The organism is Solwaraspora sp. WMMB762, from assembly GCF_049179115.1.
Lineage (GTDB): Bacteria > Actinomycetota > Actinomycetes > Mycobacteriales > Micromonosporaceae > Micromonospora_E.
The window spans coordinates 2,242,239-2,265,744 of the sequence record NZ_JBMHMD010000001.1 but is presented as its reverse complement, the minus strand read 5'-3'; the positions used below and the strand labels follow the sequence as shown (position 1 = coordinate 2,265,744).

Annotated in this window: 25 protein-coding genes; 14 read left to right on the top strand and 11 right to left on the bottom strand. The window is 73.1% G+C overall.

Translation table 11 applies throughout. The features are described 5' to 3' along the window. Positions 1-45 precede the first annotated feature (45 nt). Both ACN27J_RS09945 and ACN27J_RS09940 read left to right on the top strand, forming a co-directional pair. On the top strand, positions 46-996 hold the full coding sequence (locus ACN27J_RS09945; protein ID WP_421365372.1) for an ATP-binding cassette domain-containing protein: 951 nt from the start codon (positions 46-48) through the stop codon (positions 994-996). Next, on the top strand, positions 993-1,772 hold the full coding sequence (locus tag ACN27J_RS09940) for an ABC transporter permease (protein WP_421365371.1): 780 nt from the start codon (positions 993-995) through the stop codon (positions 1,770-1,772). Before ACN27J_RS09945 ends, ACN27J_RS09940 begins: the two co-directional genes overlap by 4 nt. Positions 1,773-1,779: 7 nt before the next feature. Here ACN27J_RS09940 and ACN27J_RS09935 read toward each other — a convergent pair whose 3' ends face one another. Then, positions 1,780-2,709, bottom strand: a complete 930-nt coding sequence (locus tag ACN27J_RS09935) for a deoxyribonuclease IV (RefSeq protein WP_278170310.1) — start codon at positions 2,707-2,709, stop codon at positions 1,780-1,782. A gap of 1 nt (position 2,710) precedes the next feature. Further along, complete coding sequence (pknB, locus tag ACN27J_RS09930) at positions 2,711-4,792, bottom strand: Stk1 family PASTA domain-containing Ser/Thr kinase (protein ID WP_421365367.1); 2,082 nt, start codon at positions 4,790-4,792, stop codon at positions 2,711-2,713. A gap of 279 nt (positions 4,793-5,071) precedes the next feature. Between pknB and ACN27J_RS09925 the strand changes: the two genes are divergently transcribed. The 4 genes from ACN27J_RS09925 (at position 5,072) to ACN27J_RS09910 (ending at position 8,233) form a co-directional block, all read left to right on the top strand. Next, the gene (locus tag ACN27J_RS09925; protein WP_278174562.1) at positions 5,072-5,413 is read left to right on the top strand and encodes an Rv2175c family DNA-binding protein; all 342 of its coding nucleotides are present in this window, start codon (positions 5,072-5,074) and stop codon (positions 5,411-5,413) included. 5 nt (positions 5,414-5,418) lie between these two features. After that, the gene (locus tag ACN27J_RS09920) at positions 5,419-5,859 is read left to right on the top strand and encodes a lycopene cyclase domain-containing protein (RefSeq protein ID WP_421365365.1); all 441 of its coding nucleotides are present in this window, start codon (positions 5,419-5,421) and stop codon (positions 5,857-5,859) included. Next, a complete protein-coding gene (locus ACN27J_RS09915) occupies positions 5,856-6,248 on the top strand; it encodes a lycopene cyclase domain-containing protein (RefSeq protein ID WP_421365363.1) in 393 nt (130 codons plus the stop codon). The genes ACN27J_RS09920 and ACN27J_RS09915 overlap by 4 nt, the downstream gene beginning before the upstream one ends. A 158-nt stretch (positions 6,249-6,406) precedes the next feature. Beyond that, positions 6,407-8,233, top strand: a complete 1,827-nt coding sequence (locus ACN27J_RS09910) for a S8 family peptidase (protein WP_421365362.1) — start codon at positions 6,407-6,409, stop codon at positions 8,231-8,233. Positions 8,234-8,255: 22 nt separating this feature from the next. Here the strand turns inward: ACN27J_RS09910 and ACN27J_RS09905 are convergent, their stop codons facing one another. Continuing rightward, positions 8,256-9,338 carry a polyprenyl synthetase family protein gene (locus ACN27J_RS09905; RefSeq protein ID WP_421365360.1) on the bottom strand — a complete coding sequence of 361 codons (1,083 nt, stop codon included), beginning with the start codon at positions 9,336-9,338 and terminating at the stop codon, positions 8,256-8,258. A 60-nt stretch (positions 9,339-9,398) separates the two neighbouring features. On the opposite strand from ACN27J_RS09905, the gene metF reads away from it, so the two are divergent. Then, positions 9,399-10,316, top strand: a complete 918-nt coding sequence (metF, locus tag ACN27J_RS09900; RefSeq protein WP_421365358.1) for a methylenetetrahydrofolate reductase [NAD(P)H] — start codon at positions 9,399-9,401, stop codon at positions 10,314-10,316. Between the two features lie 41 nt (positions 10,317-10,357). Then, positions 10,358-11,035 (top strand): CDP-alcohol phosphatidyltransferase family protein, encoded by a 678-nt coding sequence (locus tag ACN27J_RS09895; protein WP_278170301.1) that lies wholly within the window; start codon positions 10,358-10,360, stop codon positions 11,033-11,035. A 38-nt stretch (positions 11,036-11,073) separates the two neighbouring features. Here the strand turns inward: ACN27J_RS09895 and ACN27J_RS09890 are convergent, their stop codons facing one another. From ACN27J_RS09890 to ACN27J_RS09865, 6 genes are read right to left on the bottom strand one after another with little or no spacing between them, the layout of a single operon-like run. Then, complete coding sequence (locus tag ACN27J_RS09890; protein WP_421365356.1) at positions 11,074-12,609, bottom strand: phytoene desaturase family protein; 1,536 nt, start codon at positions 12,607-12,609, stop codon at positions 11,074-11,076. A gap of 27 nt (positions 12,610-12,636) precedes the next feature. Further along, positions 12,637-13,824 carry a glycosyltransferase gene (locus ACN27J_RS09885; protein WP_421372174.1) on the bottom strand — a complete coding sequence of 396 codons (1,188 nt, stop codon included), beginning with the start codon at positions 13,822-13,824 and terminating at the stop codon, positions 12,637-12,639. Positions 13,825-13,841: 17 nt separating this feature from the next. Next, positions 13,842-14,612, bottom strand: coding sequence for a carotenoid biosynthesis protein (locus ACN27J_RS09880; RefSeq protein WP_421365354.1), 771 nt, complete (start codon positions 14,610-14,612; stop codon positions 13,842-13,844). After that, on the bottom strand, positions 14,609-15,211 hold the full coding sequence (locus ACN27J_RS09875; protein WP_421365352.1) for a GNAT family N-acetyltransferase: 603 nt from the start codon (positions 15,209-15,211) through the stop codon (positions 14,609-14,611). The genes ACN27J_RS09880 and ACN27J_RS09875 overlap by 4 nt, the downstream gene beginning before the upstream one ends. Positions 15,212-15,224: 13 nt before the next feature. Continuing rightward, complete coding sequence (locus ACN27J_RS09870) at positions 15,225-16,004, bottom strand: monooxygenase (protein ID WP_421365350.1); 780 nt, start codon at positions 16,002-16,004, stop codon at positions 15,225-15,227. Next, positions 16,001-16,489 (bottom strand): YbaK/EbsC family protein, encoded by a 489-nt coding sequence (locus tag ACN27J_RS09865; RefSeq protein WP_421365348.1) that lies wholly within the window; start codon positions 16,487-16,489, stop codon positions 16,001-16,003. Before ACN27J_RS09865 ends, ACN27J_RS09870 begins: the two co-directional genes overlap by 4 nt. A gap of 108 nt (positions 16,490-16,597) precedes the next feature. Here ACN27J_RS09865 and ACN27J_RS09860 point away from each other — a divergent pair, with 108 nt between their 5' ends. The 3 genes from ACN27J_RS09860 (at position 16,598) to ACN27J_RS09850 (ending at position 18,714) form a co-directional block, all read left to right on the top strand. After that, on the top strand, positions 16,598-17,080 hold the full coding sequence (locus tag ACN27J_RS09860; protein WP_421365347.1) for an NUDIX domain-containing protein: 483 nt from the start codon (positions 16,598-16,600) through the stop codon (positions 17,078-17,080). Between the two features lie 441 nt (positions 17,081-17,521). Then, positions 17,522-18,127: a hypothetical protein gene (locus ACN27J_RS09855; protein WP_421365345.1), complete on the top strand. Its 606-nt coding sequence runs from the start codon at positions 17,522-17,524 to the stop codon at positions 18,125-18,127. A 47-nt stretch (positions 18,128-18,174) separates the two neighbouring features. Further along, the gene (locus ACN27J_RS09850) at positions 18,175-18,714 is read left to right on the top strand and encodes a GNAT family N-acetyltransferase (protein ID WP_421365344.1); all 540 of its coding nucleotides are present in this window, start codon (positions 18,175-18,177) and stop codon (positions 18,712-18,714) included. Here ACN27J_RS09850 and ACN27J_RS09845 read toward each other — a convergent pair. After that, a complete protein-coding gene (locus ACN27J_RS09845) occupies positions 18,692-19,576 on the bottom strand; it encodes a diacylglycerol/lipid kinase family protein (RefSeq protein ID WP_421365341.1) in 885 nt (294 codons plus the stop codon). The two genes, ACN27J_RS09850 and ACN27J_RS09845, sit on opposite strands and share 23 nt — an antisense overlap. 10 nt (positions 19,577-19,586) lie before the next feature. Then, complete coding sequence (locus tag ACN27J_RS09840; protein ID WP_421365339.1) at positions 19,587-20,657, bottom strand: EamA family transporter; 1,071 nt, start codon at positions 20,655-20,657, stop codon at positions 19,587-19,589. A 144-nt stretch (positions 20,658-20,801) separates the two neighbouring features. On the opposite strand from ACN27J_RS09840, the gene ACN27J_RS09835 reads away from it, so the two are divergent. The 3 genes from ACN27J_RS09835 to ACN27J_RS09825 are packed head-to-tail and all read left to right on the top strand — an operon-like array spanning position 20,802 to position 23,505. Further along, the gene (locus ACN27J_RS09835) at positions 20,802-21,812 is read left to right on the top strand and encodes an ABC transporter ATP-binding protein (RefSeq protein ID WP_421365338.1); all 1,011 of its coding nucleotides are present in this window, start codon (positions 20,802-20,804) and stop codon (positions 21,810-21,812) included. Beyond that, the gene (locus ACN27J_RS09830; protein ID WP_421365337.1) at positions 21,809-22,651 is read left to right on the top strand and encodes an ABC transporter permease; all 843 of its coding nucleotides are present in this window, start codon (positions 21,809-21,811) and stop codon (positions 22,649-22,651) included. Before ACN27J_RS09835 ends, ACN27J_RS09830 begins: the two co-directional genes overlap by 4 nt. 2 nt (positions 22,652-22,653) lie before the next feature. After that, positions 22,654-23,505, top strand: coding sequence for an ABC transporter permease (locus ACN27J_RS09825; RefSeq protein WP_421365335.1), 852 nt, complete (start codon positions 22,654-22,656; stop codon positions 23,503-23,505). Position 23,506 lies beyond the last annotated feature (1 nt).

The following is a 23,506-nucleotide window of genomic DNA, read 5'->3' as shown; positions in this document are numbered from 1 at the left end:
GTTGCGGCGATATATTCCGTAACCCGTACGGAGTTAGGAGCGCGAGTGACGACGGAACACGCCCTGACAGCCCACGGCCTCCGCAAGCGGTACGCCGACCTGCCCGCCCTCGATGGGGTGGACCTGCAGGTCCCCGCCGGTAGCATCCACGGTCTGCTCGGTCCCAACGGCGCCGGCAAGAGCACCGCCGTCAAGGCCATGGCCACCCTGATCGACTTCGACGCCGGTACGGTGCGGGTAGCCGGACTCGACGTACGCACCCAGGCCCGACGGGTCCGCGAACGGATCGGCGTGGTGGGTCAGCACCCCGCCGTCGACGAAATCCTCGGCGGCCGGCAGAACCTGGTGATGTTCGGCCGGCTCTACGGGCTCAGCAAGATCGACGCCCGGCGGCGCGCCGACACGCTGCTCGCCCAGTTCGACCTCACCGCCGCCGCCGACCGGGCGGTGGCCACCTACTCCGGCGGCATGCGTCGCCGGCTGGACATCGCCGCTGGAATGATCGTCGCACCGGCGGTGCTGTTCCTCGACGAGCCGACCACCGGCCTGGACCCCCGCGCCCGCAACGAGGTGTGGCGCAGCGTCCGGGGCGTCGCCGAGCAGGGCACCACGGTACTGCTGACCACCCAGTACCTCGACGAGGCGGACCAACTGGCCACCGGGATCACCGTGCTGCACCACGGCCGGATCGCCGCCAGCGGTACCCCGGACGCGTTGAAGCGCCAGATCGGCGGCGACCGGGTCAGCCTCGCCCTGGCCGCGGGCGAACCGCTCGAGCCACTCGCGGATCGACTGCGCAGTGCGGTCGGCGCGCCGGTGACCGTCGACGCCGACGCCCGCCGGGTGACCGTCGAGGTCGGTGCCGTCGTCACCACGCTGGCAGCCGTCGTGCGCACCCTCGACGACCTGGGAATCACCCCAGAGGACCTGCAACTGCGCCGCCCGACCCTCGACGAGGTGTTTCTCGCGCTGACCGACAAGGAGGCCGGACGGTGACGACCCTGCGCGCCGGATGGATCATCACCCAACGGGACCTGGCCCACTGGGCACGCCAACCCTGGACCCCGATCTTCAACCTGCTCTTCACGATCATGCTGCTGCTGGTCTTCGGGTTCCTGTTCGGCGGGGCGATCACCGTCCCCGGCGGCGGCGACTACCTGGCCTTCCTGCTGCCGGGGATGCTCGCCCTGACCATGATGTTCGGCGTCGAGGCGACCAGCATCGCGATGGCACAGGACGCTCGCAAAGGCATCACCGACCGGTTCCGTTCGATGCCGATCGGCGGCGCTGCGGTGTCCCTGGGCCGGGTCGGTGCCGACCTGTCCAACTCGGCGGTCGAACTGCTCGTGCTGATCTGCGGCGGACTGGCCGTCGGCTGGCGGATCGACGCCGACCCGGCGGCCGTCGCGCTGGCCGTCGCGCTGCTGCTGTGGCTGCGCTTCGCCGTACTGTGGCTCGGCATCTACCTGGGCCTGCTGCTGCGCGGCGAGGGTGCGACGATGGCCGTGCAGGTCCTGGTCTGGCCGGTCGGCTTCCTCTCCACCGCGATCGTGTCCGCGCAGACCATGCCCGGTTGGCTCGGCACGATCGCCGCCTGGAACCCGCTGTCGGCCACCGCCACCGCCGCCCGGCAACTCTTCGGTAGCCCGACCGGGGTCACCGACGGTCCGCTGGTCAACGGCGCGGTGTGGCTCGCGATCGGCTGGCCGCTGCTGATCACCGCGATCTTCGCCCCGCTCGCCGCGCGGGCATACCGCAAGCTTCGCACCTGACCTCGGGTCAGCGTGCTGACGACGGTTGGCGGACGGCCACCAGCCCGGCCGGGCCGTCCGCCACCTCGGCCAGGCGACGCAGCGTGGCGATGTCGGCGGCGTGCCCGACGTGCTTCTCGCTCGGCGTCTCCACCAGCACCGGCACGCCGGCGGTGGCCGGATGCCGCATCAACTCGGCGAACGCCGCCTCGCCGATCATGCCCGCGCCGATCGTCTCGTGCCGGTCCCGGGTGGACCCGCAACCGTCGCGGGAGTCGTTGGCGTGCACCAGCCGCAGCCGGTCCGCCCCGACGGCGTCGACCAGCGCGTCGATCGTCGCGGTCATGCCACCCGGGCCGGCCACGTCGTGCCCGGCGGCCCACGCGTGGCAGGTGTCGAAGCAGACCCCCATCCGGGGATGCCAGTCCACCGCGGCGAGGTACGGCCGCAGGTGCTCGACCCGGGACGCCAGTGACCGGCCGCCGCCGGCGCTCGGCTCCACCAGCAGCATCGGTCCGCCGGCGGCCTCGGCGGCGTCCAGCAACGGCAGCAGCGCCTCACGTACCTGACGCATCGCGGTGTCGGCGTAGCCGTCGTCGACGGCGCTGCCGGCGTGGAAGACGACCGCCTCGGCGCCGATCGCCCGGCCCCGGCGCAGCGCGTGCGCCAGGGTCGCGGCGGAGCGTTCCACCGTGGCGGTCGTCGGCGAGCCGAGGTTCACCAGCAGCGAGGCGTGAATGTACGCGCGCAGCCCACGCTCGGCGCAGCCGTCGCGGAACGCCACGTCCTGGGCCGGGTCGCCGTCGGGCATCGCCCAGCCGCGCGAGTTGCCGACGTACACCTGCACCACCTCGGAGGCGGCCGCGTCGGCGTACGGCAGCGCGGCTCGGGCCAGCCCGCCCGAGGTGGGCGTGTGCGAGCCGACCGGCCGGTGCCCGGCGGAACCGTCGACCGGCATCTCAGAGGCAGCCGATCACGATCTCGGTGCCCGGTGGCACCTCGGAACCGTCGTTCGGGGTCTGGTAGCGGACCGTGCCGTTGGGGTTGAAGTCGACCCGGACCGGGAAGCCCAGGCCCTGCAGTTCGGCCAGCGCCTCCTGGCAGGGCCGGTCGATCATCCTCGGCACCACGACCGCCGGCGGGCCCTCGCTCACCCTGAGCTTGATCTCCGTACCCTCTTCCACCCCGGCGCCGTCCGCCGGCTCCTGGCCGATGACCTGGTCCTTCGGCTTGTCCGACTCCTCGGAGGCGACCAGCGGCTCGAGCTTGAGCTCCTCCAGCATCCGCCGGGCCTCGTCGACGTTGAGCCCCACCACGTTGGGCACGGTGATCGGGGCCCGGCCCTTGCTGACCGTCACCTTCACCACGTCGCCGGCCTGCACCTCGGTGCCGACCGGCGGGTCGACGGCGGCCACCACACCGGCGGGCAGGTTGTCGTCGTACCGGTCGGCCGCCTGCTCCAACACCAGCTGAGCCTTCTCCAGGTCGACCCGGGCCAGGTCGAGCGTCTTGCCGACCACATCCGGCACTGCGTAGCGCTCGGGGCCGAGGGAGAAGGTCAGGGTGATCTCGCCGCCGCGGACGATCCGGCCGTTGCTGGGCGGATCCTGGGCCAGCACCAGATCCCGGGCGACGTTCTCGTCGTGCCGGGGGTCGGCGACGCTGATCGTGAGGCCGCGCTGCGCGGCCAGCGCCTGCGCCTGCGCCTGGTCGAGGCCGACCATGCTGGGTGCGACGGTGTACCGGCCGGCCCCGAGCCACCAGCCGCCGACCCCGAGCAGCAGCAGGAACACCAGCGCCCCGGCGATCGCCGCCAGCCGGGCCCGCGGATCCTCCGCCAGCCGGTCCCGCAGCCCGCCGGCACCTGCGCCGCCGGGCTGCTCGGTGCTCTTCGCCCGACTCCGCTCGGCGCCCCGCCGCCGGCCGGGCGCCGGTTCGGCCCCGCCGCTGGCCATCACCGGAGGCCCACCGGCGGCCGCCGAGCGGACCACGGTGCTGGAGGCGGCCCGGCGGCGCGGTGCCGACCGGTCCCGTCGGTCCTTCGGCTCCGGCAGTCGGGCCCAGGACGGGCGCTCGGCCTCCGGCACCGGCGAGACCGCCATCGTGGGCTGCGCCAGTTGGCGCAGCACCGCCGTGTTGGCGCTCGCGTTGCCGAGATCGTCGCGGACCACCTGGACGTCGGACAGCAGCGCCCCGGCGTCGGTGGGGCGCTGACCCGGATCCCGGCGGGTGGCCCGGACGACCAGGTCGTCGACCATCGCCGGGACACCCGGCACCGACTGCGACGGCGGGGGCACGTCCTGGTCGACGTGCTGCCAGGCGACCTCCGCCGGGCGGTCGCCGTCGTAGGGCACCCGGCCGGTCAGCATCTCGAACAGCACGATGCCCGCCGAGTAGACGTCGGTACGCGGATCGGCCCGGCCCTGGGTGACGAGCTCCGGTGCCACGTACGCCACGGTGGCCATCAACTGTCCGCCGCCCGCCTCGGCGCTGGCCTGCACCGCCTGGGCCAGGCCGAAGTCGGCGACCTTCACGACGCTGTCGATCAGGTTCCCGGCGCCGCCGGTCGGTGCCTCGGCCACCAGCACGTTCTCGGGCTTGACGTCGCGGTGCACCAGGCCGGCCCGGTGGGCGGCACCGATCGCCGCCAGCATCTGCTCCAGGATCGCCAGCGCCTCGCCCGGGTTGAGCCGCCGTCGCTCGGCCAGCACGTCGCGCAGCGTCCGGCCCCGGACGTACTCCATCACCAGGTACGGCAGCCCGAGGTGGGTGCCCTGGTCGTAGACGGCGACCACGTTGGGGTGGGTCAGCCGGGCGATGGTCTTGGCCTCGTCGGTGAACCGGTCGAGGAACCCGGCATCGCGGCCCTGCACGTCGTTGAGCTGGGTCGGATGGATGATCTTCAGCGCGACGGTGCGCTCGAGCCGTTCGTCGGTCGCCGTGTACACGGTCGCCATGCCACCCCGCGCCACCCGGGCACGGATCCGGTACCGCCCGTCGATCAACGAGCCCAGCAGCGAGTCGGCGACCTGTGTGTCCATCGGCAGGCAGTCTATGCGGCCGCAGGGGGAGGGTAGAACTCCGATCAGGCCGGGTCCGCCGAACCGGGCCAAACCGTTACCTGCCGGCAGCGCACGGCAACCAACTGGCAACCCGCCCCGGCCCGCCGAACGGCGACCCGTCGCGGTGCAACCGGACGGGCTCACCTGGCGCGTCAGGACGGGGTCAATGGTGCCGGCGGGGCCGGTGCGTGGCAGGGTGGTGACGTGACAGATCCCGCCTCGACCTCAGCGCCGCCGGCCTCCAGTGGGACCGGGCCGGTGACCGTCGGCGAGCCGGCCGGTTGGCTGACCTTGCCCGATGTCGCCGAACGCCTCGACGTGACGATCAGCAAGGTCCACCAGATGATCCGGGACCGGGAGCTGCTCGCGGTCCGGCGCGACGGGGTCCGCCGGGTGCCGGCCGAACTGGTGGCCAACCACACCGTACGCAAGCACCTGCCCGGCATCCTGACCCTGCTGCACGACGCCGGCTTCTCCGACGAGGAGATGCTGGGCTGGCTGTACCGGCCGGACGATTCGCTGCCCGGCACGCCCGCGACTGCGCTCGGCGGGGACCGCGCCCGCGAGGTGAAACGTCGGGCACAGGCCGAGGGTTTCTGACCGGCATGGGTCAGCTCAGCTACCTGGCGGTGCTGGCCGGCTGCCTGTTCGCCGCGATCTGGCTGGAGCCGGTGCTGCGGGTCAACGTGCTCCGCCGCTGGCGGCGGCTGTCCCTGACCCTGCTGGTGGTGGTGGTGGTCTTCGTGGCCTGGGACCTGGCCGCGATCGCCGCCGGGCACTGGAGTTTCGACCCCGCCCAGACGACCGGGGTGCTGCTGCCCGGCCAGCTGCCACTGGACGAGCTGCTGTTCTTCGTGGTCGTGCCGATCTGCACGGTGCTGGGGTTCGAGGCGGTCCGCGCGGTGCGCACCCCGCCCGGCCGCCCACGCCGGCCCGACGACCGCTGGTCGGCCGGCGACGAGGCCGACCACCGGCCGGCGGGCGACGAGGCCGACCGCAGTCGGGCCGGCGACGGGGCCGATGCCGGCCGGCGGCGGGTCCGGTGAGCTACACCGTCGCCGCGCTGCTCGGGGTGGTGGCCGCCGTGCTGGTCGACCTCGTGGTGCTGCGCACCCGGCTGGTGCTGCGGGCGGTCTTCTGGGCGACCTACCCGATCATCGTCGGTTTCCAGTTGCTCTCCAACGGGATCCTGACCGGCCGCGACATCGTGCGCTACGACCCGGCGGCCATCGTCGGGCTGCGGATCGCGTACGCCCCGGTCGAGGACCTGCTGTTCGGCTTCGCGATGGTGCTGTTCACCCTGTCGGTGTGGATGTGGCTCGGGCGACGCGGCGTGCAGCGCACCCCGGTCGCCGGCGAGGGCGACTGGCTGCTCGCCCGGCTGCGGCGGCGCCGGGCGAGCCAGTCCGCAGCCGCCCCTGGAGACGAGCATTGACCAGAAACTGCTATGAATTCGCACCGATTTGTTTACGGCAAAATTCGTCGTGATGTGATGCATTGATCTGCGTCATCTGATCGTTTAGTGTCCGTACCACGGTCGCGCGAACCTACCTATACCCCCGTTCTGTTCTGCCCGAAGGGGAGAAATCTGTCATGGGAAAGGTTCGACATGTTCGCGGCGGGCGGCTCGCCGCCGTCGGTGCGGCCCTGGCGGCGCTGCTGGCGTTCAGCACCGTCGCCGCCGCACCCGCGCAGGCCGCAGGTGAGATCCTCGGCACCGCCAACCCGACCGCCATCAAGGACAGCTACCTGGTCGTCTTCGCCGACCGTGACGCGTCCGCCCGTCGCGTGGACGAACTCACCAGCACGTTGGCCGGCCGGTACGGTGCCCGCGTCGACTACACCTACCGGCACGCGCTGCGCGGCTTCGCCGGCCGGTTCAGCGAGCGGGCCGCCCGCCGGCTGGCCGCGCACCCCGACGTGGCCTACGTCGAGCAGAACGGCGAGGTGCGCACCACCGCCACCCAGACCAACCCGCCGTCCTGGGGCCTGAACCGGATCGACCAGCGGAATCTGCCACTGGACAACGTCTACACTTACCCGAACACCGCGTCCGGTGTCACCGCGTACATCATCGACACCGGCATCCGCACCACGCACAACGACTTCGGCGGCCGGGCGGTGTGGGGCGTCAACACCGTGGGCGGCAGCAACTCCGACTGCAACGGGCACGGCACCCATGTCGCCGGCACCGTCGGCGGCACCTCGTACGGGGTGGCCAAGGCGGTCCGCCTGGTCGCCGTGAAGGTGCTCGACTGCGGGGGCAGCGGCTCGTTCGCCGCGGTGACGGCCGGGGTCGACTGGGTGACCGGCCACCACACCTCCGGCCCGGCGGTGGCCAACATGAGCCTGGGCGGCCAGGGCAGCAACACCACCCTGGAGAACGCGGTACGCAACTCCATCGCCGACGGCGTGGTCTACGCGATCGCCTCCGGCAACTCCAGCTCCAACGCCTGCAACTTCACCCCGGCCCGGGTCAGCCAGGCGATCACCGTCAACGCCAGCGCCAGCAACGACGCCCGGGCCTCCTTCTCCAACTACGGAAGCTGCACCGACATCTTCGCTCCCGGGGTCAGCATCACCTCGGCCTGGCACACCGGCAACACCGCCACGAACACCATCAGCGGCACGTCGATGGCGGCACCGCACGTCGCCGGCGGTGCGGCGCTGCTGCTGGGCGCCAGCCCGAACCTGACCCCCGCCCAGGTCGCGACCGCGATGTCCACCATCGCCACCCCCAACAAGATCACCAACGCGGGGAGCGGCTCGCCGAACCGGCTGCTGTTCGTCAACACCGGCGGCGGTACGCCGGGCACGCCGGCCGTCGACAACCCGGGCGCCCAGAACACCCTGCGGGGTGTCGCGGTCAGCCTGCGGATGACCGCCTCCGGCGGGACCGCGCCGTACACCTGGTCGGCGACCGGGCTGCCGGCCGGGCTGTCGATCAGCTCCTCGACCGGGCTGATCTCGGGAACGCCGACGACCGTCCGGACGTACAGCGTGACGGTGACCGCCCGCGACGCCGCCAACCGGACCGCCGCGACCGCCTTCAGTTGGACGGTCGGCCAGAACCTGGACGGCACCTACGCCTGCTCGGTGCCGGCCGGGTACACCTACGATCTGGTGGTCAGCCGGCTCAACGAATGCAGCCCGAACAACTTCGCCAACAGCTACCGGCTGCGGCTGCCCCGGGACAACATCTCCACCTGCACCGTCCCGTCCGGGTACACCTACGACCTGGTGACCAGCCGGCTCAACACGTGCAGCCCGAACAACTTCGCCAACAGCTACCGGATCCGGGTGCCGGTGGTCGGGATGTGGGCCTGCCGGGTGCCGACCGGGTTCAGCTACGACCAGGTACGCAGCCAGCTCAACGTCTGCAGCCCGAACAACTTCGCCAACAGTTACCGGCTGAGCTGAGCCGTTCTGGGGTGGGCGGCGGTCAGCCGGTACGGGTGGTCGCCGCCACCGCCAGCTCCCGGAGCACCTGCCCGGCCTCGGGCTCGACCGGCACCGGCGCCAACGCGGTCAACGCCCGCTCGGTCAGCTCGGTGATCCGCGCCTCGGTGACGGCCAACGCACCACTGGCCACGATCACCTCGCGCAGCCGCTCGATCCCGTCGGCGTCGAGCGCCGGATCACCGAGCCGGTCGTCCAGCAACGCCCGGCCGGCCGGCGACGTCGTCCGGTACGCCGACGCCACCAGGAAGGTACGTTTGCCCTCCCGCAGGTCGTCGCCGGCCGGCTTGCCGGTGAGCGCCGGGTCACCGAAGACCCCGAGTACGTCGTCGCGCAGCTGGAACGCCTCCCCGAGCGGCAGCCCGTACCCGGAGTAGCCGGCGGCGACGGCGGTCGGCGCGTCGGCCAACGCCGCGCCCAGCAGCAGCGGCCGCTCCACGGTGTACTTCGCCGACTTGAGCCGGGCCACCTTGGTGGCCCGGTGTACCGAGGTGTCACCGGTGAACTGGGTGAGCACGTCCAGGTACTGCCCGACGGTGACCTCGGTGCGCATCTCGTCGAAGACCGGCCGGGCCCGGCGCAGCATCCCGTCGGTCAGTCCGGCACCGTGCAGCAGCTCGTCGGACCAGGTCAGGCACAGATCGCCCAGCAGCACCGCCGCCGAGGCACCGAAGCCGTCCGCCGGGCCGCGCCACCCGCTGCGCCGATGGTGCGCGGCGAACCGTCGATGAATCGACGGCTCGCCGCGACGGGTGTCCGAACCGTCCATCAGATCGTCGTGAATCAGGGCGCTGGCCTGCACGAACTCCAGTGCAGCCAGGGCCGCGACCACCTCGGGTGAGTCGCCGCCGCCGGCTCCCCGGTAGCCCCAGTAGCCGAATGCCGGCCGCAGCCGTTTGCCGCCGCCGAGCACGAAGTCCTCGATCGCCGCGGCCACCGGCAGCAGCGCCTCGTCGACGTCGCCCAGCCAGCGTCGTCGGCCCTGGAGGAAGTCGGCCAACGCCCGGTCGACACGTCGACGCAGGTCTGCCCGGTCGGTCGGCGCGACCGTGATGCTGTCTGCCACTCCCTGACGCTATCGGCTGGTCGATGCGCTGCCCGCAGGCCACCCGGTACAGTCGGCTACGTGGCTCTCGGTCTACCGTCCGTACTCCCCGGCTCGCAGCCGTCGATCGGGGAGCTGATCCGCGCCGGCCAGCCGACCTTCTCGTTCGAGTTCTTCCCGCCCAAGACCCCCGCCGGCGAGCAGCTGCTCTGGCAGGCGATCCGCGAGCTGGAGCCGCTGCGGCCGTCGTTCGTGTCGATCACCTACGGCGCCGGCGGCACCACCCGGGACACCACGGTCGACCTCACCGAACGGATCGCCACCGAGACGACCCTGCTGCCGATGGCGCACCTGACCGCCGTCGACCATTCGGTCGCCGAGCTGCGCAACGTCATCGGCCGGCTGGCCGGTGCCGGGGTGCGCAACGTGCTCGCCGTGCGGGGCGACCCGCCCGGCGACCCGACCGGGGAGTGGGTCGCCCACCCGCAGGGTGTGCGCTACGCCGAGGACCTGGTCCGGCTGGTCCGCGAGTCAGGCGACTTCAGCGTCGGCGTGGCCGCCTTCCCGTACAAACACCCGCGCTCGCCGGACATCGCCACCGACACCCGGTACTTCATCCGCAAATGCCGGGCCGGCGCCGATTTCGCGATCACCCAGATGGTCTTCGACGCCGACGACTACCTGCGGCTGCGGGACCGGGTCGCGGCGGCCGGCTGCGACACCCCGATCCTGCCCGGTGTGATGCCGGTCACCAAGCTGGCCACCATCGAGCGCTCCGAGCAGCTGTCCGGGGCCCCGTTCCCGCCGGCGCTGGCCGCCCAGTTCGCCCAGGTCGCCGACGACGCCGACGCGGTCCGCCGGCTCGGCATCGACCAGGCCAACCAGCTCTGCCAGCGGCTGATCGACGAGGGCGTGCCGGGTCTGCACTTCATCACCATGAACCGGTCGACGGCCACCCGTGAGGTGTGGCTCAACGTCGCTGCCGGCACCCGGGCGTGACCGGCCCGCCACCCGAGCCGTCCCGCAGCGGTTGAGCTGTCGTGGAGACCCGGCTCAACTGGCAGGACTACGCCGTCACCTGGGCACGGCTGCACGGCGGTTTCGACCCCCGCACCGCCACCCCGGTGGTGCGGTACTGGCTGCGCGCCGCGCACGCCGTCGCCGACCTGCTCGGCCGGGCCAAGGTCGGCCCGACTGCGGTCACCGCCGCCGGAGTGCTGCTCTGCCTCGGGGTGCCGGTGCTCGCCCCGCGCGGCGGTCCCGGTCTGCTCGCCGCCGCCGGCCTGGTGCTGCTGGCTGCGGTCGCCGACACCGTCGACGGCGCGTTGGCCGTGGTCACCGGCCGGACCACCCGGCTGGGCTACGTCTACGACTCGCTCGCCGACCGGGCGGGTGAGGCGTTCTGGCTGCTCGGTTTCTGGCTGGCCGGCGCCCCCGGCCCGCTGGTCGTCGCCGCCGGCACGCTGTCCTGGCTGCACGAGTACCTGCGGGCCCGGGCGGCGGCGGCCGGCATGCGGGAGATCGGTGCGGTGACAGTCGGGGAGCGACCGACCCGGGTCAGCATCGCGCTGGTCGGCCTGCTGCTGGCCGGCGCCGCCGCGCTGATCGCGCCGGACCTCGCCGCCGGGGTGCTCACCCTGGCCACCTCGGTCTGGGTGCTGCTCGGCCTGTTCGGGCTCAGCCAACTGTTCACCGCGGTCCGCCGCGCCCTGGCCTGACCCGGTCCGCCGCGCCCTGGCCTGACCCGGCCCCGGGGCTACCGGCTGGCCGGGCCGATCCGGTCGGCGACGATCTGCGCCGACAGGGTCACCATCGGCAGCCCGCCGCCGGGATGTACCGACCCGCCGACCAGGAACAGTCCGGCCGCCGGTGCCCGGTTCGCCGGCCGCAGCAGCCCGCCGGCCGTACCGTAGATCGACCCGCCCGGCGTGCCGGTCGCCGCGGCCAGGTCCGCCGGCGTACGCACCTCGCGGAACAGCAGCCGGTCCCGCACGTCCACCCCCCGGTCGGCCAGCACCCGCAGCACCTGATCGGCGTACGCGTCGGCCAGACCCGGCCGGCGCCAGTCCACCCCGGCCAGCGACAGGTCCTGCCGGGCCGCGTTGACCAGCACGAACCACGCCTCGTGACCGTCCGGCCGGGCAGCCGGATCGTCGGCGACCGTTACGAAGATCGTCGGGTCGGTGGCCGGCCGGGCCGGCCGACCCCGCCCCGGGTCACCGAACACCGCGTCGAACTCGGCGTCGTAGTCACGCGGGAAGAACACCGTGTGGTGGGCCAGCTCCGGGGTCCGGCCGCGTACCCCGAGCAGCAGCACGAAACCGCCGAGGCTGCGGTCGGCCAGTCGGGTCAGCCGCCGGGCGTGCGGCAGCAACTCCCGGTAGACCCGCGACGCGTCCACGTTGGCCACCACCACGTCGGCCGGCACCGGACGGGCCTCACCGGCCACCCGGACGCCGTGCACCCGGCCGCCGGCCGCGTCGATCGCGGTGACCGTGGACCCGGTGCGCACCACCACACCGAGGTCCAGGCAGCGGGACAGCAGCGCGTCGGCGAGCGCACCCAGCCCGCCCCGCACGTACCAGCCGCCGAAGGTCAACTCGGCGTAGGGCACGGCGAGCAGCGCCGCCGGGGCCCGCCGTGGGTCCGCGCCGGTGTAGGTGGCGTACCGCTCCAGCAGGGTCCGCAGTCGCGGGTCGCGGACCTCGCGACGCAGCACCCCGCGCAGGCTGCGGCCGGGCGCGACCGCCGCCAGGTCGCCGAGCCGGTACGCCATCCGCGCCATCGCCAGCGGCGAGCCGACCTCCCGGCGCAGCACGTCCCGCCAGGAGGCGTCCCAGATCCGTCGGGCCCGCCGCCACACCCGCTGCCAGTCGTCGGCGGCCCCGTCGCCGAAGGCCACCGCGATCCGTTCGGTGAACGCCGCCGGGTCGGCGCACGAGTCGAGCCAGCACGGGTCGACCCAGCGCGGGTCGAGCCGCCCCGCCGGCCCACCGGGCCCGGCCGGGAACCGGTGCCGCACGATCGGATCCAGCTCGACCAGGTCGAGGACCTTCTCCAGCGGCTCGCCGGTGTCGTCGAACAGGTCGGCGAAGACCTGCGGCAGGGTCAGCAGGCTCGGCCCGGTGTCGAAGCTGAACGCACCGTCGGGGGTCTGCCGGGTCCAGCGGGCCAGCTTCCCGCCGACGGTGTCGGCCTGTTCGACGACGGTGACGTCGTGCCCACCGTGGGCCAGCCGGATCGCGGCGGCCAACCCGCCGACCCCGGCGCCGATCACCACCACCCGGCTCATCGGTGCTCCTCCTCGCAGCAGTTCCGGTCAGGGCAGGGCCACCGGGCGACCGCGCCAGGCGAGGCGCCGCCGCTTGCGCAGATAGTAGGACCGGATCACGAGCCAGCCGAGCAGCGCGACCGAGACCGGATGTGCCAATCCGTCCGGCATCGCCCGGCCGCCGGTGGCCCGGGCGGTGAGCGTCCGCCCGGCCACCCCGAGCCCGTACCCGACGGCACCGGCCGTGACCAGCACCGCCGCCGCCGGACCGGCCCCCGCTGCCAGCCCGGCCAGCCCGACGACGCCGAGCACCGGCGGGGCCGCGTACAACGTCAACAGTCCGGCCACGACGGCGGCCGCGCCGGCCGGCGACGGCAGCGACGCCCACAGCGACTTGGTGTAGCCGGCGGACAGCTCCCGCCAGGACCCGTACATCCGGCAGGTCGCCAACGCCGAACCGTCGGCCAGGGCGATCCGTCCACCGGCCCGCTTCACCGCGCGGGCCAGCCCGATGTCCTCCAGCACCTGGTCCCGCACGGCGGCGTGCCCGCCGGCCCGCCGGTACGCGTCCCGGTCGATCAGCAGGAACTGGCCACCGGCGGCGGCCAGCGAGGTACGCGGCGAGCGTTCCATCGCGCGCAGCGGCAGGAACGTCAGCCAGCTCCACTGCAGCAGCGGTTGGACCAGTCGCTCGCCGACCGACCCGGCGACGATCCGTGGGTACGGGCTGAGCAGTTGCGCCGGCACCGACCGCAGGGTGCCGACGGCGGCGGCCACCGCCCCGGGGGCGAGGACCACGTCGGCGTCCACGAAGACCAGCACCCCGGCCGGCGCGTCAGGGACCGCGTCGGCGAGCTGCTGGCAGGCGTGCGGCTTGCCCAGCCAGCCGGGCGGCAGCGGCACGCCGGTGATCAGCCGTACCCGGGGATCGTCGCCGGCCACCTCGGCGACCACCTCGGCGGTGCCGTCGGTCGACCCGTCGTCGAGCACCACGATCCGCCAGTCGGTCAACTGCCGCTGGGCGAGCAGCGCCCGCAGGCACGGCGCCACCCGGTCGGCCTCGTCGCGAAGTGGCAGCAGGATCGACACCGGTTCGGTCACCGGTGCCGCCGGGCCGGGCCGGCGCAGCCAGCGCAGCGTGTTGACCAGCGTCGCCGCGGTCAGCGCCAGCAGCACCGCGACGATGCCGAGCGCACCCGTCGCAGCCGCCGTCCACCAGGTCGTCTCGCCCGCCATCGCCGCAGTCCACCCGGTCATGTCGCCCGTCGCGAGCGGATCAGTGTCACCGCGAACGGCACCGCCACCAGCCCCATGCCGAGCCCGCCCCAGCCGGCCGAGGCGGGCAGTCCGAGGAACACCGCGTGGGCGAGCAGACTTGACGCGTACGTCCACAGGTAGAGCGTGTACATCGGGGCGTCCGTTTGCCCATCGGCCCGGCGGGCGTCGACCCCGGCGGTGAGCCGCAGCAGCGTCATCATCACCGCCGCCACGGCCAGCCAGCCCAGGTAGTTGCCGATCGGGACGTCCGGCACCCCGGGCAGCGCCGGGTCGGTGTCCAGCCAGGTCCAGTGGCCCTCGGCGACCATCTGTGGGTCGAGGAAGAGGTCCCAGGCGGCCAGCGCGACAGCGCCGACGGCGATCCGGGCCACCGTCGGGCGGACCAACCGCACCGCGACCAGCCACGCCGGCCAGGCCATCCAGGTCCAGGCCAGCGGGATGACCACCGGTACGCCGAGCAGCTTCGGCCCGAGCGTGCCGGCGTAGTCGTAGCCGCCGAACGGGAACCCGGTCGCCACCCCGCAGGCTTCGACCGCCAGCCCGCCGCCGGTGGTGACCAGCAGCAGCGCGGCGGCGCTGCGCGGCCCCCTGGTCAGCCACGCGTGGCCGACCGACAGGACGAAGCCGATCACCACGGTGGCGACGGTCAACCCGGCCCGGGTGCCGCCGCCGGTCAGCGGGTAGCCGATCTGGGCCAGCACCAGCAGCGCCAGCAACGACCAGGGCAGCACCCGTCGGGCGCTCATGACCGCTGCGGCGCCGGGTCCGTCGACGGCCCGGCCCCCGCAGCCGGTGCGGCCTGCGGGTGGGGCAGCGGCAGGGTACGGCCGAGCACCGCGAAGGCCCGCTCGTCGCCGGGGAAGTGGAAGTTGCGCAGCACGTCGACGTAGCCGAATCGCCGGTACAACCGCCAGGCCCGGGACCGCTGCTCGTCGGCCTCCGGGGTGGACAGCAGGGTGGTCGCGCCAGCAGCCATCCCGAGCAGGGTACGCAGCTGGTGGGCGCCGAGCCCGTGCCCCTGCGCCTGCGGGTGCACGTGCAGCTCCACCACTTCGAAGCAGTCGGTGAGCCAGGTGCTGCGGGCGGATTTCGGCAGCGCGCCGCGTACCTGGTCGTGCCACCACTGCCCGGCGGCCGACCGGTAGCCGTAGCCGAACCCGGCGAGTGCGCCTTCGGCGGTGAGGGTGGCGACCGCCCGGAATCCGGGGCGCCGGACGTGGGTGGCGATGTAGCCGCGGCGTACCTCCAGCAGCTCGGCCCGGTAGTTCATCGCCTCGCCGTACACGGTGACCACGTCGTCGAGCCGCCGCAGCAGGTCGTCCGGCAGCCACGGCACCAGCCTCATCGGGGTCCGCCTCTCATCCGCCGCCAGCACCGCATGTCCCATCCTCGTCCTCTCCGGCCCGGTCCTCTCCGGCCCAGCCCAGCACGGCCCGGTCGCCGGTGACACCGAGCACCTCGAACCGGGCGAAGAGCTCCTCGGCGTACCACTGTGTCACCGGGGTCCGGGTGATGGCCGCCCGGTGCTGCGGGTGACGGTACGCGAACCGGGTCAGATCCGCCGTGTCCCGCCACACGCTGACGGTGCCCTGCCAGCCGAGCGGTGCCTCGCCGACGCCGAACCGGCAGTGCAGCCCGTCGGCGTCGGCCAGGGCGGCGGCGACCGGCGGCACCGCCCGCCAGAAGGTGACCGCCTTCGCCGGTCGCAGCCGCGCCCGGGTCAACGCCAGCACCGGTCGCCCGGCACCGGGCTGCCCGCCGCCCGGCTCACCGAACGGGGCGACGCCGGACCAGCGGCCCCGGCTGTGCAACGGCCGCAGGTCGACGCGGACCCGGGCGGCGGCGATCCGTCGCCACGACCGCCCGACCGGCGAGGTGTCGAACCCGGCCGCCGCCGCCGGGTCGTCCCAGACCACCAGCACCGCCCACCGGGTGGGGTCGACGTCGGTGGGTCCGAAGCCGGTGCCGGTTCCGGTGCCGAGCAGTTTGGCGAACCGTACGCCGTCGACGCGCCGCAGCCGGCGGGCGTCGACGGCCATCCGGGCCAGCACGCGCGGCAGCCGTCGCCGGGGGACCCGCCAGACGTGCAGCGTGACCAGCTCGGGCACCGGGGCCGCGTGGTCGGCGGGGTCGTTCACGCCACCTCGGCGGCGGTGCCGGCGGTGATGCGTAGCAGTTCGGCGTAGGTGGTCGGGAAGACCGCCCGGGGTACGCCGCCGGCCGCCCAGATCTCCGGGTACTGCTCCAGGGCGACGTCGACCAGGGTGCGGACCGGCTTGGGGTGGCCCAGCGGCGCGACCCCGCCGATCGGCTGCCCGGTGTGTTCCCGGACGAACTCGGGGGTGGCCCGGCGCAGCGCGCCGACGCCGAGGTCGGCGGCGACCTTCGCGGTGTCCACCCGGTGTGCGCCCGAGGTGAGCACCAGCAGCGGCTCACCATCGGCATCGAAGATCAACGAGTTGGCGATCTGCCCCACCTCGATGTCGAGGGCGGCGGCCGCCGCGGCGGCGGTGTGCACCGCGTCCGGCAGCAGCCGCACCCGGCAGCTGGCACCGGAGCCGTCCCGGGCGTCGGCGGTGTTCAACGCGTCCTGCACCGCCTGCACGTTCGGATGTGTCTGCATGGCCTCTATCTTGCTCGTGGCCCGGATCGTGTCGCCGCCCGGATCATTTACACCCTATTTGGGAGAGTTATGCTCCTTGTGGCGGATCTAGTGCGGAGGAACGCGAGCATGACTGCCCACCGGCTTCGGGTGGCCGCCTATGCGGTCTGTGTCGACCAGGAGCAGCTGCTGCTGGCCCGCTTCGTCTCGCCGGGCGGCTCGAGGCGGCACTGGACGCTGCCCGGCGGCAAGGTCGAACACGCCGAGGACCCGGTCGACGCGGTGGTCCGCGAGGCGGCCGAGGAGACCGGCTACCAGGTCGAGGTGGAGTCGCTGCTCGGAGTCGACTCCCGTACGGTGCCCGCGCAGCGCCGGCTGCCCGGCCGCAGCGAACGGCACAACCTGGGGGTCTTCTACCGGGTACGGGTCGTCGGCGGAGCGCTGCGGCCCGAGGTCGGCGGCTCCACTGACCTGGCGCAGTGGGTGCCGCTGTCGCAGGTGCCGCAGCTGACCCGGGCGGTGATCGTCGACGTCGGTCTGGAGCTCGACCGCACCCGCCCGCCGAGCGGCCACGTCACCCCGGTCCCGGTACGCGGCCTGCTCCGCCACTGAACGCGGCCGCTACCCGCGTACCCGCCCCGCGCACCGGCTCACCCGCCTCGCTCCGGCCTTCCCCGCTCGCTGTGCTCCGTCTCCACGCCTGCCCGCTGGCCCAGCACTGTTTCCACGCCTGCCCGCTTCGGCACGAGCCGAACGTCAGGTACCTCATCGACGCCGGAACAGGTATCCGGTGTTCGGCTCATGCTGCCGATGAGCCTCTACGCCGGTCAGTCAGGCGGATGCGCGCGGCCGGCCGGCCCGCGCGAGCGGAGTGCCCCGTGCCGGCTCCCGGGGACCCAAGGTGCCTTCGCAGGCTTGATGCCACAGGTGCATCAAGATGCACCTGTGGCATCAAGCCCGACCGGCCCCCAGGGCCGATGAAGGTGACGATGCGTCCGCTGCACGCAGCCACCGTTGTCTTTGACTGGTCGGCGTTGCGACTAACCTGGTCCGGTGACGGCGGAGGGGCGGCTCATCGATCTCGACCGGCCGACCGGCGCGACGGCGCCAGCGGCACCGGCTGGCGACGCGGCGCGGCGACGCTTTCGCGGACCGGGCCGGCTCGTCGGCGTACTGCTGGTCGGTGCGGTCGTGGGCGGCCTCGGTGGCTGGCTGCTCAACGACTACCAGCAGCAACGAGCCGCGGCGGCCACCGCCGGATCGGTGGTGGCGTTCGCAGGCGAGGTGTGGAGCATGGGCGACGGGCAGCTGAACGCCAAGGTGACCGTGGTCAACACCGGAACGCAGCAGGTCACCGTTCGGGTCCTCGACACGGAGTCTCCTGGCCTGGCAGTGGCCGACACGGGCGGGCAGGCCCGCGTACGGCCCGGGGGAGTGGGCTCCGTCGACGTGCGGGTGACCTTCGACTGCGACACGATCATGCACAGGTTGGCAGCGCCACTGCCGATGCGGTTCTCGGCGACCACCGACGCCGGCCGTACCGTGGAGGTCACCTATCCGGTGGCGGTCACCGGCCGATGGCTGCAGGGCACCGGCTTGTCCTGCCAGGATGGGCCGGTCAGCGGTGGCCGCACGGTGATCCTCCTGCCCGGCCGGTGACCGGGCTCGACGGTCTCGGCGTGCGGCACCGGCGCTACAGTGCCGCCATGGCGGAGTTGACCACGCCGCGGCTGGTGCTGCGGCACTGGCGCGGGTCCGACCTGGAGCCGTGGGTGGCGATGAACGCCGACCCTCAGGTGCGGGAGTTCTTCCCGGGCCTGGCGACCCGCGAGCAGAGTGCCACCACCATGTCCCGCTGCCAGGCTGGCCTGGACCAGCGTGGCTGGGGCTGGTGGGCGGTCGAGGTGACGGAGACCGGCGAGTTCATCGGCATGACCGGCCTGAGCCCGGTGGAGGCCAACATGCCGTTCGACGGGGTCGAGGTCGGCTGGCGGCTGCGCCGCGACGCCTGGGGCAACGGGTACGCGACCGAATCGGCCCGCGCCTGCCTGGCGTACGGCTTCGACACCCTCGGCCTGATGGAGATCGTCGCGTTGACCGCCGTCGGCAACCTGCGCTCGCAGGCGGTGATGCGGCGGATCGGGATGACCCGTGACCTGGACGGCGACTTCGACCATCCGAACGTGCCCGACGGCCCGGTGCGCCGCCACGCGCTCTTCCGGATCAGGCCTGGACGCAGACCGTGATCGCGGCGGGCACCACCCGTACCTTCATCTTCTTGGCCTGACCCCGGGCGCCGCCGTCGAGCTCGTATGTCATCGGCTCGGCCAGCCGGATGTCGACCCGCCGGGCCCGGGTCATCCGGACGAACGGGGAGCGCTCCGAGCGCCCGACCGCCATCCGACCCAGCGTGCGCGCCCACTCGGCGGCCCCCTGCGCGGTGGTCACCCCGACCTCCAGCCAGCCGTCGTCGGGCCGGGCATCGTCGAAGGCGTGGATGCCGCCGGTGATCCGGCCGACGTTGCCGACCAGGACGCAGCTGGCCGGCTCGTCGAACCAGATCGTGCCGTCGACCTTGATCCGGGTCCTCGGCGTGACGCCGCCGACGTGGCGCAGACCGGTCCAGACGTACGCGAGTTTGCCGGCCCGGTCCTTCAGGTCCCGGTCGGCGTCGCGGATCAGCCGCCCGTCGAAACCGGCCCCGGCCATCACCGCGAAATGCTCGCCGTTGACCCTGCCCAGGTCGAGCCGGCGACGTTCGCCCTCGAAGCCGATCCGTACCGCCTCGCCGAGGTCCTCCGGCACGCCGAGGTTGCCCGCCAGCAGGTTCGCCGTGCCGGCGGGGACGATCGCCACGGTGGCGTCGCGACCGGCCAGCGCGTCCAGGCACCGCTGCACCATCCCGTCGCCGCCCCACACGAAGACCAGCTCGGCACCCCGCTCGACGGCCCGCCGGGCCTTCTTCGGTGCCTTGCGGCTCTTCGGCACCTCGTACCAGTCGATGTCCTCGGCGCCGTGCCCGGCGATCGCCGCGCGCAACTCGTCGAGGCCGCCGCCGAGGGTCTTCTTGCGGTGGGCGACGACGGCGACCCGCTTCGGTGCACTCATACCGCCGGTCTTACCCGCCGGCACCGGCCACTACGCCGGCCGACGGCGGCCGGCTGTCCGGCTGTGACGGTCCCGGTGACGTCGGGCTGTCCGGCAGCGGCGGTCCGGGGGGCAGCGGACCGTCGGGTGCCGGCGGTACGGCGGGCGGCGCGTCGGTGCCGGTCCGGGCGGTCTCGGCCAGCGCCACCCCGGTCAGCACCAACGCGCCTCCGGCCAGCTGCACCGGGGTCAACGCCTCACCTGCGCCCAGCACCACCCAGGCCACCGTGGCGGCGAACACCGGCTCGACCATGCCGACGATGCCGACGCTGGTCGCCGGCAGGTGCCGCAACGCGCCGGTGATCATCAGGTACGGCACGATCGAGCCGAGGACCACCACGTAGCAGCAGAGCAACGCGACCGGCACCCCACCGTCGGTACGGGTGAGCAGCGGCTGCCAGCCGTTTAGGCCGGCGGTGGCGGCGCGGACGATCAGCCCGGCGATCGCCGACGCGCCGAACGCCCAGGTGGTCAGGGACAGGGTGTCCCGGTCCTGGACGCCCCGGGCGCCGATCAGGAAGTACGCGGCGAGCATCACGGCCGCGCCCAGCCCGGCGGCCACCCCCAGCGGGTCGAGGGTCAGCCCGCCCCACACCTGCGCCACGCAGGCCAGCCCGAGCAGGCTCAACGCCAGCCCGGCCCACAGCCGGGACCGCACCTGCTGGCGCTGCACGGCCCAGGCCCAGACCGCCACCATCAGCGGCGCTGTGTACTCGAACAGCAGCGCGATGCCGACCGGCAGCCGGGAGATGGCCACGAAGTAGAGCATCGGGACCAGGAAGAAACCGGTCAGCCCGTACGCGACGAGCAGCGGAACCTCGCGGCGGCGCAGCCGCACCCGGCGGGCACCGGGCCGCAGCACGACGCTGAGTACCAGCAGCCCGGTGAAGGCGCCGACCGCCCGCAGCACGGTCAGCTGCGGGGCGTCCAGCCCGGCCCGCAGCACCAGCTTGGAAACGGTGCCGTTGATCGCGAACAGGGCGCTGGCCCCGACCACCATGGCCAGGCCGAGCACCGGTCGACGGGCGAACGCAGTCGTCACGGCGGTGAGGCTACCGTCGCCGCTGTCAGTGCCGTACCCGATATCGGCCCTTACCGCATGGTGGTCCACCGGCCGGAAATCATGGTGGTCCACCGGCCGGAAATTCGGTGGGCGGCGACGCCCCGACTACGGCACCATCCGGGCATGGCCTTCATCGAAGCTGATGGCTTGACCAAGCGGTTCCGCCGACCGGTGAAGGACCCGGGTCTGCGCGGCGCGCTGAAACACCTGGTGGTACGCCGGTTCGCCGACCATGTCGCGGTCGACGGCGTCGATCTGCGGGTCGAGGCGGGCGAGGCGGTGGCGTACGTCGGGCCGAACGGCGCCGGCAAGTCGACCACGGTGAAACTGCTCGCCGGCATCCTGGTGCCGACCGCCGGGCAGGTCCGGGTCGGCGGGGTGGTCCCGCACCGGCAGCGGGTCGCCAACGCCCGGCAGATCGGTGTGCTGTTCGGCCAACGTACCCAGCTGTGGTGGGATCTGCCGGTCCGCGAGTCCCTGGCCCTGCTGCGTGACCTGTACGACGTCGACAAGGTCACCTACCGGGAGCAGCTGGAGCGCTTCGACGACGTACTCGGGCTCGGTGAGCTGCTGCCGGTGGTGGCCCGCAAGCTCTCCCTCGGTCAGCGGATGCGCGCCGACCTGGCCGCCGCGCTGCTGCACCGCCCCCGGGTGGTCTACCTCGACGAGCCGACCATCGGGCTGGACATCGCGGTCAAGGACCGGGTCCGGGCGTTCCTGCGGGAGCTGCGCGCCGACGGCACCACGCTGATCCTGACCACCCACGACCTCGGCGACATCGAGGACGTCTGCCAGCGGATCGTGATCATCGACCAGGGGCGGATCATCTACGACGGCCCGTTGGCCGGGGTGAAGGACCAGTTCGCCCGGCACCGGTCGATGCATCTGCACCTGGCCGATCCGGTGCCGCTGGACACGGTCGCCGCCGCCGTCGGCGGCGCACAGGTCGCCGCCGGCGCGACGCCGGGTGAGTTCACCGTCCGGTTCGACCGGTTCGCGGTCACCGCCGGCCAGGTGATCGCGGCCGTGTCGGCGGTGTCCGAGGTACGCGACCTGCGCATCGACGAGCCGGCCATCGAGGACGTGGTCCGCAAGGTGTACGCCGGTGAGCTGCGGCTGGTGCCGGCACCGTGACCACGGTCGCCGCCGACACCGACGCCCCGGCTCGGGCCACACCGTCCACCGGTGTCCGGCCGTACCGGGCGCTGGCCCGGGTGGCCGCCCGCAGCGCCGTCGCGTACCCGTTGAGTTTCGTCCTCGGCATGGCCGGGGTGCTGCTGCAGCTGCTCGCCATGCTGTCCATCTGGGCTGTGCTGCTCGGCTCCGGGACCAGCGTCGGCGGGTTCAGCTGGCCGCAGATGAAGGCGTACCTGCTGATCGCCTACGTCACCGGGTCGTTGATGTCGTTCGGTGACTGGGAGATGGCCGCCCGGATCCGCGACGGCATGGTCGCGGTCGATTTGACCCGCCCGGTCGACTACCAGCGGGCCCGGTTCGCCGAGACGGTCGGGGTCGCCGTCGTCGAGGTCGCGTTCGCGCTGGCGGTCTGTGCCGTGGTGCTGGCGGTCACCGGGCCGGTCCCGGTGCCGCCGCCCGGCCAGGCGGCGCTGTTCGCGGTCAGCGCCCTGCTGGTGCTGCCGCTACGGTTCACCACCGTCTACCTGACAGCCTTACTGTGCTTCTGGACGCAGAACATTTTTGGCGTGTCGTTGGCCCGGGGAGCGATCACCAACCTGTTCTCCGGGGCGCTGGTGCCGTTGACGCTGCTGCCCGGCTGGCTGCAGGCGATCGCCGCGGTGCTGCCGTTCGCCGGGATGACGTTCACCCCGGCGACGATCTACCTGGGGCAGGCGACCGGGGCCGACGCGTGGCTGCTGATCGGCGTCCAGGCGGTGTGGACGGTGGCGTTGTGGTGGGGAGCCCGGCTGGCCTGGCGGTCGGCGGTGCGCCAACTGACCGTACACGGGGGTTGATCATGCGAATGTGGAGCGGCCCGCGTCAGACCGGGCTGCGCCGGGGGGTACGGCTCTACCGGCGCAGCCTCGGCGCCCACCTGCGGTCCACCCTGGAGTACGAGGCGGACTTCTGGATCCTGGTCGCCGGATCGGCGCTGACCCAGCTCGTCGGCCTGGCGTTCCTCGGCGCGGTCTTCTCCCGGGTGCCGCACGTCAACGGCTGGACGTTCGCCGAGGTGGTGCTGATCTACTCGGTCGTGGTGCTCTCCGACGCGGTCGGGCCGCTGCTGTTCGAGGGCGTGTGGCGGCTGCCGTGGCTGGTCAACAAGGGGGAGCTGGACTACAAACTGGTCCGGCCGTACCCGGTGGTGCTGCAGGTGCTCAGTGACGACGTCGGCATCAACGGGCTGGGCAACCTGGTCACCGGTGGGGCGATGTTCGGCTGGGCGCTGTGGCGGGTCGACGTCGCCTGGACCCCGGCGCTGATCATCGGCGGGCTGGGGTTGTTCGCCAGCGGCATGGCGGTCAAGCTGTCGATCAGCCTGGCCACCAACTCGTCGGCGTTCTGGCTGCAGAGTCCGCATTCGATCTTCGCGTACGCGGTGCACCAGATCGGTGACCTGGCCCGTTACCCGGTTTCGGTCTACACGTTCGGGGTGCGGCTGGTGCTGGTGGTCGGGCTGCCGTTCGCCTTCGTCGGATTCTTCCCGGCCAGCGCGGTGCTCGGTGCCGGTGGCGGCGATGCCGTCCGCGCCGGGGTCGGTCCGACCTGGCTGGGCTGGCTCACCCCACTGGTCGCCGCCTACTGTGTCGCCGTGGCGGCGCTGATCTTCCGATCCGGTCTGCGCCGTTACGAGTCCGCCGGCAACTGAC

What these genes read in the sequence shown, in the direction of transcription:
- ACN27J_RS09935 (WP_278170310.1), bottom strand. Translation starts at nt 2,709, where the DNA reads ATGCCGGTCGACGGTTCCGCCGGGCACCGGCCGGTCGGCTCGCACACG.
- pknB (WP_421365367.1), bottom strand. Translation starts at nt 4,792, where the DNA reads ATGGACACACAGGTCGCCGACTCGCTGCTGGGCTCGTTGATCGACGGG.
- ACN27J_RS09920 (WP_421365365.1), top strand. Translation starts at nt 5,419, where the DNA reads ATGGGTCAGCTCAGCTACCTGGCGGTGCTGGCCGGCTGCCTGTTCGCC.
- ACN27J_RS09910 (WP_421365362.1), top strand. Translation starts at nt 6,407, where the DNA reads ATGGGAAAGGTTCGACATGTTCGCGGCGGGCGGCTCGCCGCCGTCGGT.
- ACN27J_RS09890 (WP_421365356.1), bottom strand. Translation starts at nt 12,609, where the DNA reads ATGAGCCGGGTGGTGGTGATCGGCGCCGGGGTCGGCGGGTTGGCCGCC.
- ACN27J_RS09885 (WP_421372174.1), bottom strand. Translation starts at nt 13,824, where the DNA reads ATGGCGGGCGAGACGACCTGGTGGACGGCGGCTGCGACGGGTGCGCTC.
- ACN27J_RS09880 (WP_421365354.1), bottom strand. Translation starts at nt 14,612, where the DNA reads ATGAGCGCCCGACGGGTGCTGCCCTGGTCGTTGCTGGCGCTGCTGGTG.
- ACN27J_RS09875 (WP_421365352.1), bottom strand. Translation starts at nt 15,211, where the DNA reads ATGAGGCTGGTGCCGTGGCTGCCGGACGACCTGCTGCGGCGGCTCGAC.
- ACN27J_RS09865 (WP_421365348.1), bottom strand. Translation starts at nt 16,489, where the DNA reads ATGCAGACACATCCGAACGTGCAGGCGGTGCAGGACGCGTTGAACACC.
- ACN27J_RS09860 (WP_421365347.1), top strand. Translation starts at nt 16,598, where the DNA reads ATGACTGCCCACCGGCTTCGGGTGGCCGCCTATGCGGTCTGTGTCGAC.
- ACN27J_RS09850 (WP_421365344.1), top strand. Translation starts at nt 18,175, where the DNA reads ATGGCGGAGTTGACCACGCCGCGGCTGGTGCTGCGGCACTGGCGCGGG.
- ACN27J_RS09845 (WP_421365341.1), bottom strand. Translation starts at nt 19,576, where the DNA reads ATGAGTGCACCGAAGCGGGTCGCCGTCGTCGCCCACCGCAAGAAGACC.
- ACN27J_RS09835 (WP_421365338.1), top strand. Translation starts at nt 20,802, where the DNA reads ATGGCCTTCATCGAAGCTGATGGCTTGACCAAGCGGTTCCGCCGACCG.
- ACN27J_RS09825 (WP_421365335.1), top strand. Translation starts at nt 22,654, where the DNA reads ATGCGAATGTGGAGCGGCCCGCGTCAGACCGGGCTGCGCCGGGGGGTA.